The sequence below is a fragment of the Microcoleus sp. Pol14D4 genome (genome assembly GCF_036701245.1).
Lineage (GTDB): Bacteria > Cyanobacteriota > Cyanobacteriia > Cyanobacteriales > Microcoleaceae > Microcoleus.
This window is the reverse complement of the sequence record NZ_JAUBQM010000121.1, coordinates 1-11054: the sequence shown is the minus strand read 5'-3', so window position 1 is coordinate 11054 and position 11054 is coordinate 1. Positions and strand designations below refer to the sequence as shown.

General features: G+C 48.4%; 4 protein-coding genes. 1 reads left to right on the top strand and 3 read right to left on the bottom strand.

The features are described from left to right. Positions 1-1332, top strand: a 1332-nt coding sequence (locus tag QUA33_RS26330; RefSeq protein WP_333152479.1) for a calcium-binding protein, incomplete at its 5' end; no start/stop codon positions are given. A 244-nt stretch (positions 1333-1576) separates the two neighbouring features. Here QUA33_RS26330 and QUA33_RS26325 read toward each other — a convergent pair. From QUA33_RS26325 to QUA33_RS26315, 3 genes are read right to left on the bottom strand one after another with little or no spacing between them, the layout of a single operon-like run. Further along, on the bottom strand, positions 1577-5134 hold the full coding sequence (locus QUA33_RS26325) for an AAA-like domain-containing protein (RefSeq protein WP_333152476.1): 3558 nt from the start codon (positions 5132-5134) through the stop codon (positions 1577-1579). Between the two features lie 27 nt (positions 5135-5161). Next, complete coding sequence (locus tag QUA33_RS26320) at positions 5162-8785, bottom strand: AAA-like domain-containing protein (protein ID WP_333152474.1); 3624 nt, start codon at positions 8783-8785, stop codon at positions 5162-5164. A gap of 9 nt (positions 8786-8794) precedes the next feature. Further along, entirely contained in the window at positions 8795-10966 is a 2172-nt protein-coding gene (locus tag QUA33_RS26315; RefSeq protein ID WP_333152472.1) for a WD40 repeat domain-containing protein, read from the bottom strand. Between the last annotated feature and the right edge of the window lie 88 nt (positions 10967-11054).

The window sequence follows — 11054 nt, the reverse complement described above, 5'->3', positions numbered from 1 at the left end:
GTCCTGCCGCTGCTAACAGGAAGTCCGGCAATTGATACCGGTACTGGTGCGGGCGCGCCGGCTACGGATCAGCGCGGCGTGACTCGCCCTCAAGATGGTGATAATAACGGAAGTGCGATCGTTGATATTGGCGCTTATGAATTTAACCCTACAGTCACGCCGACTCCAACTCCGACGCCCACTCCCACTCCCACTCCCACTCCCACTCCCACGCCCACTCCCACTCCCACGCCCACTCCCACTCCCACGCCGGCGCCCACTCCCACTCCCACGCCGGAACCAACTCCCACTCCCACACCGGAACCAACTCCCACGCCTACACCCGAACCGACACCCGCACCTACACCAACTCCGGCGGTAGATGATTGCCTACTCGATAGCCTCAACGCCCCGCAACTAGATCCTACCAGCATCACCCCCAACCCCGTCCAACAAACTATCAACGGCGGCGACACTACCGATTTCATCATGGGCGGTGGCATCAACGACTCAATTAACGGACAAGCCGGCAACGATACTCTCTACGGCATGGGCGGCAATGACAACATTGACGGCGCAGCAGATAACGACTCAATCTTCGGCAATGAAGGCAGCGATTTCATCTCTGGCGGCGCTGGCAACGATACCATCTACGCTGGCAAAGATAATGACACTGTTGTCGGCGCCGATGGCGAGGACTTGTTGAGGGGAGATTTAGGCAATGATACAGTTGCCGGCGGCGTTGGCAACGACAGTATTTTCGGCGGTAAAGATGACGATATCTTGCTGGGTGAAGATGGGGACGACTACATTTTAGGCAACTTAGGAAATGACACAATTAATGTCGGAAACGGCAACGATATTGCCTTTGGTAATGAAGGGGCAGACCTGATTTTTGGTGAGTCGGGACATGACACGCTGTACGGAGGCAAAGAAAACGACAGTCTCGATGGCGGTGAGGGCAACGACTTGCTGTTGGGTGGCAATGAAAACGATGTGCTCTGTGGCGACATCGGTAACGATACCATCTACGGCGGCAAAGGTAATGATATTCTCAGCGGTGGCAGCGGTGCCGATTTCCTTTCCGGGGATGTTGGGGACGATACATTGACGGGAGGTTCGGGAAATGATGTGTTTTTCCTCAATCAAAGTGTGGGTAGCGACATCATTAATGATTTCCGCAAGGGAGAGGATTTAATTGGGTTAAATTCTGGTTTGAGTTTTAGTCAACTCAGTATTACTTCCAGCAACAATCAAACTTTGATTACTGTGACGGATACCAATCAATTGTTGGCGAAGCTTAACAATATTACCCCCGGTATTCTTACCGCTAGCGATTTCATTACTCTGTAGTTATCATACTAAATCCGGTTTGGCTATATCCTCGATCGTTCTGGGTATGCTTCGTCGGTTGAAATCGCTACTAAACAAACGAAGTCCGCCTCTGCAGACTGAGAGATAAAGGGAGTAGTTACGCCGGATTTAGTATTATAGTATTTTTCAATAAAAAGCAGCCAAGCATGATAAATATCCTCTAATATTCTGATGCTATAGCCACACATATTAATCTCTTTTTCCTAATAAAGCGGACTTGATATTATTCCGTTTTAATACGATCGCACAAATGTCTGTCCTCCTCCTTGACTTCAGCATTAGTTCGCAAATAATCCCGGACGCGATCGCACGCATAACCCAGTTCATCGAGTTTGAGAATTCGCTCCACATCCCACAAAATCACCGTGCGATCGTCCCCAACAGAAGCAATCTGTTTGCCATCGGGACTAAACGCCACCGCCCAAACATTCCCCTCATGTCCGGTTAGCGAGGTTATTTCTGTCCCGTCAATTTTCCAAAGTTTGAGTGCGCCCGTTGAGCCTCCGCCCACCAGCATTAGACCGTCTGGACTGAAATCAACTGCCATCATGCCTCTAGTATTTCCCTTGATGGTTTTGAGCAACGTACCATCGATCGTCCAGAGTTTAATCGTGTCATCCCTGCTGGCAGTTGCCAAAGTCCGACCGTCTGGACTGATGGCAACTTCCCAAACAGGGCTGCGATGGCCCTCTAGAGTCTTGGAAAACCTACCGTCAAGACTCCACAACCGAGCAGTGCTGTCGCTACTAGCTGAAAGCAGCCTCTGTCCGTCAGGGGTAAAGTCCACATCGTAAACCCTAGCCCGATGCCCTGTGAAAGTTTTCAGCAAAGTGCCGTCTTTGTTCCACAGTTTCACGGTTTTATCGTTGCTAGCAGAAGCCATTAGCCGACCATCTGGACTTGGGGAGATATCCCACACTCCAGCTTCATGACCTGTTATGGTTTTCAGCAGCGTCCCGTCGAACTGCCAGAATTTAATTGTTTTATCTTCACTAGCGGTAGCAAGGAAAGGTGCGATCGCAGGATTGGTACCAGAGAGGAAAGCAACGGAGCGAACGGCAGTCTCGTTTCCGGCAAAAGACTTCAGCAACGTGCCGTCTCGCGCCCACAGTTTGAAGCTGCCATCCGAACCGGCGGAGGCTAGCATTTGACCGTCCGGGCTGAAATCCACATCCCAAATCGTGCCACCATGTCCGTAAAGGACTTTCGAGAAGGGGTTTGTCGGATTCCAGAGTCGAGCTGTATTGTCGTCGCTAGCGGAGACAACCATTTGACTGTTGGGAATAAAAGCAAGCCCGCGAATTCCCGATTGATGCCCTTTGAGGACTTTCAACAGCGTCCCGTCCGGCTTCCAGAGGTTGATAGTTTGGTCGGCGCTGGCGGAAGCAATGACATCGCCTGCTGTGCTGATGGCGACTTCAAACACTTCCGAACTGTGACCGCTAAGAGTTCGTAGCAGGGTTCCGTCTGGTTGCCAGAGTTTGACAGTGTTGTCAGCGCTGGCAGAGATAATGGCGGGACGTTTGGCGCCGCTATTGTCTGCAACTAAAGCGAACTCAACGTCCCAAACGCTTGCGCTGTGACCTTCCAGAGTTCTAACCAGTTCGCCGTCTAGAGTCCAGACCTTGACCGAATTATCTGTGCTGCTAGAGGCGAGGAGGTTTCCATCCGGGCTAAAGGCAACACCCCAAACTGCACCTTGATGTCCGCTCAGGGTTTTGAGCGGTTTACCATCAAAGCTCCACAGGCGAATGGTGCCGTCTTCACTGGCGGAGGCGATGCGCTCACCGTCTGGACTCACGGCGATCGCCCATATCGCAGCCTTGTGTCCCTGAAAGGTTTTGAGCAGTTTGCCTTCCCGACTCCACAGATAAATGTTGCCGTCCACGCTGGATGTTACCAGGCGCTGGCTGTCGGGACTAAAACGAAGGGCGTAGACGCTGCTGATCGTGTGTTGGAGAGTGTGCAGCAAGGTGCCATCCCGTTGCCACACCTTGGCTGTTTGGTCGCCGCCTCCGGTAGCAATGAGTTGACCGTCTGGGCTGACATCAACTGCCAGAACCGGGCTGGAATGCCCCAACAGGCGATTGAATTCTGCCGTTCCGTAGATGGTTTGTTGCAGCACTTGTCGAACTTGAGATGGCAACTGCGGGCTGGAATTAGCTAGGCTGTCGATCCTTCGTCTGGCTTTGATGGCGCTCACGAGGGCATCTAATCGCTGTTGGGATGCGAATTGCCCGGAGGATGAGGAGGATAGAGCTTGAATTTCGCTGATGCGGGCTTGCTGTTCGCTGGTGATGGCGTAATGATATTGCCAGAGGGCGAGAATGCCAAAGGCGATCGCAACTATTAGCACTCCGCTGAGCGCCCCAAGAAATCTTCGCTGCCGCTTCGCTGTTTCTCGCTCTAAAACTAACCGCTTGCGTTCTTCTGTGAGTCTGGCTTCAACTTCTGTGAGCCTCGCTGCTTCCAGCGCTTGCTGCACTTCCAGCCTGTCTAATTCACCAGAAGCGGCTAAAAAGTGATAATCCAAATCGCTCAAACTTTTTCCCTGGGCCCAGTAGGAAGCGTCTTTTAACGATTGTCCGCGCAACAATCGCGATTCATCGGTTTGTTTTGAAGCGATCCAAGCGTTGAAAGCTTGGGAGTAAGGACGCAGTTGCTCTAACTGTTTTTCTACCCATTGTAGGTGAAACACTGCTTGATAAATCGGGTTACTGACCTTTAAAAAACCTTGTTTTTTTACTACCAAACCTGACAGCAGCAATTCGATCTGCTCTCGACTATCATCCGCTTCAATTTCACCAGCTTGTAAGAGGTTTTGATAGATACCTAAGCTACGTGCAGTAAGTTGTTCGTTGCCAATAATGCGATCGCGGATTGTCTTTAAATGCTCTGGATCATCTTGCGATTCCCATTGATGGATGATGTTTTCTCTCACCAACGATTCCACAAAAAATCCCTCCGTTCCCGGTGGTATTTTTAAATCGCCGCTGTGGGCTTTCCGCGCCATTTTCACTACTAATTCACATAGTTTTTGCGTTAAAAAGGGCTGTCCTCCCGTCCAATATAAGATTTCTTTGAGAACTGCCTGTGGATTGGCTATGACCTTTTCTAACCCTTTCGCTAATGGTTGCGCTTCTTCTAAGCTAAATCCTGACAAATCGATCGCCACTCCGATATTAAAAGGTGTCCGATTTTTATCGGCGATTAAATCGCTGGGTGTAGCTACTCCGAAAAGGGCGAAGGTAATCCGGTTGTATTCTGGATTAAGGGCTCGTTGGTTATAACAATAACGGATCAAGGCAAAAAAATCATCTACGGGAAAATCTAAACTTAAAATACTATCAATCTCATCGACAAATATAAAAACTCGATTCTCCGGAAAATTCGCTAATAATATCTCTTCAATAAATTGACTCAATCTTTGCAGGAGAGAAACTTCTTCTTGTTCTTGCCACCAGGTTTTTAAATTGACTTTTCCTACAAGATGGAAACTGCGCCACAAATCCCCAACGATTCCTTTGTACCACTGTAAGGGAGTAATGTTTTCGCTGCCGATGCGGGTCATGTCGATCGTGCTGCACTGAAACCCTTCGGCTTGCAGTCGGTGCAGGGTGCGAACGAGAAGGGAAGATTTGCCCATTTGTCGCGAATTGAGAACGTAGCAAAACTCGCCGAGTTTTAAGGCATCATAAAGTTCGATATCTGCTTGTCGTTGGACATAGGTAGGCGCATCAGTTGTGAGACTGCCACCAATTTGGTAAGAGTAATCTTTCATAATTGATAGTTCATGGTTTCGGATAATTTAGCGATCGCCCACGGCATCGCACAAATGTCTATCCTCCTCCTTCACATCAGCATTTGTTCGCAGATAATCTCGCACCCAGTCGCAACCAAAAACCAGGGGATCTGTATTGAGAATTCGCTTCACATTCCACAAAATTGCCGTTTGGTCCATGCTGGTGGAGACAAGGAAAGTGCCGTCGGGACTAAAGGAAACTCCTATCACCGCACCTCTATGCCCCGTGAGCGTCGTCAGCAAGATGCCGTTTTTGTTCCAGAGTTTCACCGTGTTATCGACACTTGCCGTAGCGACGATTTCACCATCCGGGCTAAAGGAAACTCCCAGCACTCCCTGTGTGTGACCTTTAAGCGTTCGCAGGAGCAGTGCTTTGTGAGGAACTGAGGTGTCTGAGGGATCTAATTTCCAGAGTTTGACCGTGCCATCTGTACTGGCTGAGGCGAGTGTCTTGCCATCGGGACTGAAACTGACCCCCAAACTCAGAGCCTGATGGGCATCAATCGCCTCCAACAAAGTGCCATCGGGCTTCCAGATAGCGAGAGTACCGCTGCTACCGACGGCGGCTAGAGCTTCGCCATCAGGGCTAAAGGCTACATCCCAGAAGGTGCTGCCATCTAGCTTCAGAGTTCGCACTAACACGCCGTTTGGCTGCCAGAGTTTTACCGTGCCGTCTGTACCTGCGCTGGCAATAATTTTACCGTCAGGACTCCAAGCAATTCCGTAAACTACACCTTTGTGGGCGTTGATTTCTCCCAGGAATCTGCCACCCTTGTGCCAGAGTTTAACTGTTTTTTCGCCCCCCGCGGCAATGAGTTTACCGTCAGGACTGAATGCCACAGCCCAAAGCCCTCCTTTGCCCTCTTGAAGCGTCAAGAGCAACGTACCATAGGTCGGCACTTTTGGCGGGTTCCCCGACATAAGCAAAGTGCCGTGCCGCCAAAGTTTCACCGTACCGTCTGCACTGGCAGTGGCGACGATTTTACCGTCAGCAGGGAAAGCAGCAGCATAAACAGCAGAGTCGTGACCTTGCAGGGGCAACAGAAAAATGTTTTTCGGCTGCCAAAGTTTGACAGCATTTCCTACACCCAGCGAAGCAATGAAAGTGCCGTCAGGACTCAAATCCATATCCCACACAACACCGCGATGCCCTGTAAAAGTTCTGAGTTCTTGGCCCTCTTTGCTCCAAAATTTGATGGTTCGATCGTCGCTGGCTGAGGCGATAATCTCACCGTCAGGACTGAAATCTAGAGCCTCAACGCCAGATGCGTGACCCTTAAGGGTTCGTAGGGGAGGCACTTGCGTTGGCGGGTTCCCCGACCTACTAAGCAAAGTGCCGTGCTGTGACTCTTCGTCTGACGGGGCATTGGAGCGCCAAAGTTTAACAGTCTTATCCATGCTGGCGGAGGCAAATATCTCGCCGTCTGGACTGAACTCGACCTCCCAAATGGCAGCGCTATGGCCTTGAAACGTTCGCAGTAACTTTACGGAGGCCCAGAATGGGCCGTTTTTTTTCCACAATCGAATCGTACCCTCCCCACTGCCGCTAACAAGCATTTCCCCGTCGGGGCTAAAGCTCAGGCTCCTCACCGCATCGGTGCGATCGAGAATGGTTAATAAATTGCCGTTTTTGTCCCAGAGTTTAACGGTATTATTCTCACCGGATGCGGCTAAAGTCTCGCCATCTGGACTGAACGCCACACCGTTAAACTCTTTACTGTGTCCCTTGAGGCTGTGTAGGAGTTTGGGGTCTGCCCAAGACGTTCCCTCTTGCTGCCAAACTTTAACTGTGCCATCTCCACTGGCGCAAGAAAGAAGTTTACTGTCAGGGCTAAAAGCCATCTTCCAGACCATACCGTTGTGGGGAAGAGTCGCAACAAGGGTGCCATCTGGCTGCCAGAGTTTGACCAGGTTCTCTGTACTTGCGGAGGCAATTGTCTGAGCGTCGGGACTGATTGCTAATCTATACAGTAACGCCTGATGTCCTGACAAGCGGTTGAACTCCGACGCTCCATAAACGGCCTGCTCTAGTAATAATTGCACGCGATTTTCTAGTTCGGGATTTGCCCCACCGAGTTGTTGCAGTTTGCGCTTGGCTTTGATGGCGGCGATGAGGCTGTCTAATTTTTGTTCTGTGGTAAATAAGGCTTCTGATGAGGTGGCGATCGCTTCAATTTCACTGATGGTAGCATGACGATATTGCCAAAAAGCTGCTGTTCCGAGAAAGAGGGCGATCGCTAATGCGAAAGAGAGTGCAGCAATAAACCACTTTTGCCGTCTGGCATTTTTTTCGACTTCTTTTAACCTTTCTGCTTCTAAGGTCACTTGCATTTCTTGCTTGTCGAGTTCGGCGCTAGCTGCTAAAAATTGATAGTCTAAATCGCTCAAACTTTTTCCCTGCATCCAGATTTGAGCATCTTTTAAGGCTTGTCCCCTCAAAAGGCGCGAATCATCTGTTTGTTTGGCAGCGATCCAAGCATCGAAAGATTGGGAGTAAGGACGCAGTTGTCCTAATTGTTTCTCTACCCATTCTCTATTAAATATTTCTTGATAAATTAGGTTTCTTACCTGCAAATAACCCTGCTTTTTTACCACTAAACCGGATAGTAACAGTTCGATTTGCTCTCGGCTGTCATCGGTTGGTACTTGCCCATTTTGCAAGATTTGCTGGTATATGCTGAGCAATCTTCCGGCGCGTTTTTCGTTTCTCAGGATGCGATCGCCTATCGTTTTCAGATGCTCCGGTTCGTCTTGAGATTCCCAATTTTGGATGATCTGCGATCGCACGACCGATTCCACAAAAAATCCTTCCGTTCCAGGTGGAATTATCAGCACGTCACTGTGAGATTCTCGCGTCGCTCTTACTATCAATTGACACAGCTTTTGGCTCAGAAATGGTTGCCCAGAAGTCCAAGCTAATATTGCTTTGATAATTGCCTCGGCATTACTAACTACACTCTCTAACCCTTGAGTTAAAGGAGAGGCTTCTTCTAAGGAAAAACCTGGCAAATCGATCGCCACTCCGATATTAAAAGGTGTCCGCTTTTTATCGGCGATTAAATCACTGGGCGTAGCTACTCCGAAAATCGCGAAGGTAATTCGGTTGTATTCTGGATTAATGGCTCGTTGGTTGTAACAATAACGAATCAAGGCGAAAAAATCATCGACGGCAAAATCTAAGCTTAAAATACTATCAATCTCATCGACAAATATAAAAATTCGCTCATCAGGGCAGCTTGCTAATAAAATATCTTCAATAAATTGACTCAATCTTTGCAATAAAGAAACTTCTTCTTGTTCTTGCCACCAGGTTTTTAAATTGACTTTTCCTACTACAAGATGGAAACTGCGCCACAAATCCCCAACGATTCCTTTGTACCACTGTAAAGGAGTGATATTTTCGCTACCGATGCGGGTCATGTCGATCGTGCTGCATTGAAATCCTTCGGCTTGCAGTCGATGGAATGTACGAACGAGAAGGGAAGATTTGCCCATTTGTCGGGAATTGAGAATGTAGCAAAACTCGCCGAGTTTTAAGGCATCATAAAGTTCGATATCTGCTTGTCGTTCGACATAGGTAGGTGCATCAGTTGTGAGACTGCCACCAATTTGGTAAGAGTAATCTTTCATAATTGATAATTAATTGTTTCGGAGAATGTCACGATCGCCCACGGCATCGCACAAATGTCTATCTTCCTCCTTCACCTCAGCATTTGTTCGCAAATAATTTCCGACCCAATCGCATCCATACTGGAGAAAATCGAGCTGGAAAATTCGCTCTAAATTCCACAAAATTGCTGTGGTATCCTGACTGGCTGAAGCCACTAACTTCCCATCAGGGCTAAATGTCACTCCGAATACCCCATCGCTATGTCCTTTTAAGGTTTCAAGCTCTTGACCATCGTACCTCCAAAGTTTGACAGTACCGTCAAAACTTGCTGAGGCGATCGTCTTGCCATCGGGGCTAAATGCCACTCCGAATACCCCATTTTTGTGTCCCTTTAAAGCTCTAATTTCTGTACCATCCAACCGCCAAAGTCTCACCAGGCTATCCATACCTGCTGAAGCGAGAGTCTTGCCATCAGGGCTAAATGCCACTCCAGCTACCTGACGGCGATGGCTTGTTAAAGTGTGTAAAAGCTTGTAGCTGGGCTTTCCAGATGCGATCGCATTATCCCACTGCCAAAGTTTGACAGTGCCGTCCACACTACCAGAGGCAATGAGCTTTCCATCAGGACTAAATGCCACTCCGTTAATGTAATCGGTATGCCCTTTGAGAGTTGCCAATTGAGTGCCGTCAATCCTCCAAACTTTAACCGTTTTGTCCTCACCCGCCGAAGCGAGTGACTGTCCATCTGGGTGGAAATGCACCGCGAAAACTCTACCTTGATGTCCAGTAAAAGTCTTGATTAAGGTTCCATCTAGTCGCCACAATCGAACAGTGCTGTCATAACCGCCTGTAGCAATCGAGTCTCCCTTTGGGCTGAAATCTACTCCGAAAACTTTATCAGCTTGTTTGGGAAAAGTGCGAATTAAGCTACCATCAACGCGCCAAAGTTTAACGGTATTGTCACGACTGGCGGTGGCAATTGTCTTACCATCAGGACTAAATTTTATGGTGTAAATTGATGCTTGATGTCCGTTAAAAGTCTTCAGCAAACTGTCATCAAGCTTCCAGATTGCGATCGGGCCATCCCAACTGGATGAGGCGAAGATTTGCCCGTCAGGACTCCAAGCCAATCCAGAGACGACATCCTTCGCGACTAGCAGGGTTTTTACCAGAGTGCCGTCAAGCTTCCAAAGTTTGACTGTTCTGTCTAGACTTCCCGAGGCAAGCAAACCACCTTGAGGGTTAAAAGCGATTTTGGTCACGGCATCACTGTGTCCAGTTAAGGTTTTGACTAAAGTTCCATCAAGGTGCCAAAGTTTCATCGTTTTATCCGCACTCGCCGAGGCAATGAGATATTCTGAAGGGCTAAAGGCAACGTTCATAACTCTATCCGTATGTCCGGTGAGGGTTCTGATCTGTTTACCGTCTGCATTCCAGAGTTTGATGGTTTGATCTTTAGAAGCAGATGCAATAGTTTGACTGTCCGGGCTAAAGGCAACGCTGTTAACTTCATCTGTATGTCCCGTGAGAGTTCTCAGCAGTTTGCCGTCTGTACTCCAGAGTTTAATTGTTTTATCTTTAGAAGCCGAAGCAATAGTTTGACCGTCAGGAGCGATCGCGACTTGTGTAACGTTATCGATATGTCCTTTTAAGGTCTGCCACAAGGTATAACTCGGCTTTCCAATTTGTGATTTTGTACTGTTTTTGCGCCAAAGTTTGACTGTTTTATCCCCAGAACCCGAAGCAATTAGATCCCCTCTGGGGTTAAATACAACTCCCCAAACTGCATTGTTGTGTCCTTGAAGTATTCCTAGTTTTGTACCGTCTTTTTCCCAAAGATCGATCGTTTTATCGGCAGAAGCTGAGGCGATAAGTTCCCCATCAGGGCTGAAAGTTACATCATTAACCACATTGTCATGCCCCGATAAATGATTATAGTCAATTGCTCCATAAACAGCTTGATGGAGAGCTTCTTTAACTGAGCGTTCGAGTTCTGGGTCTACACCACCTAACTTTTGTAGTTGTCGCTTTCCTCTGATTGCCTCTATGAATGCGTCTAATTTTTGATTTGAGGCGAATAGTGCTTCGGAAGATTTGGCGATCGCTTTGATTTCGCTGACAGCAGTTTGCCGATACTGAAAATACACCGCTAGCCCCAATGCACAGGCGATAATTAAGGCTATAGTTACTACAAAAAGCAAAAACCTTTGCCGCCTAGAGCGTCGGTTCAGTATTAGGTATTGACAAGAAAAAGGCTGTATGCAGTTACCCGGTCAATGAGTTCGACTC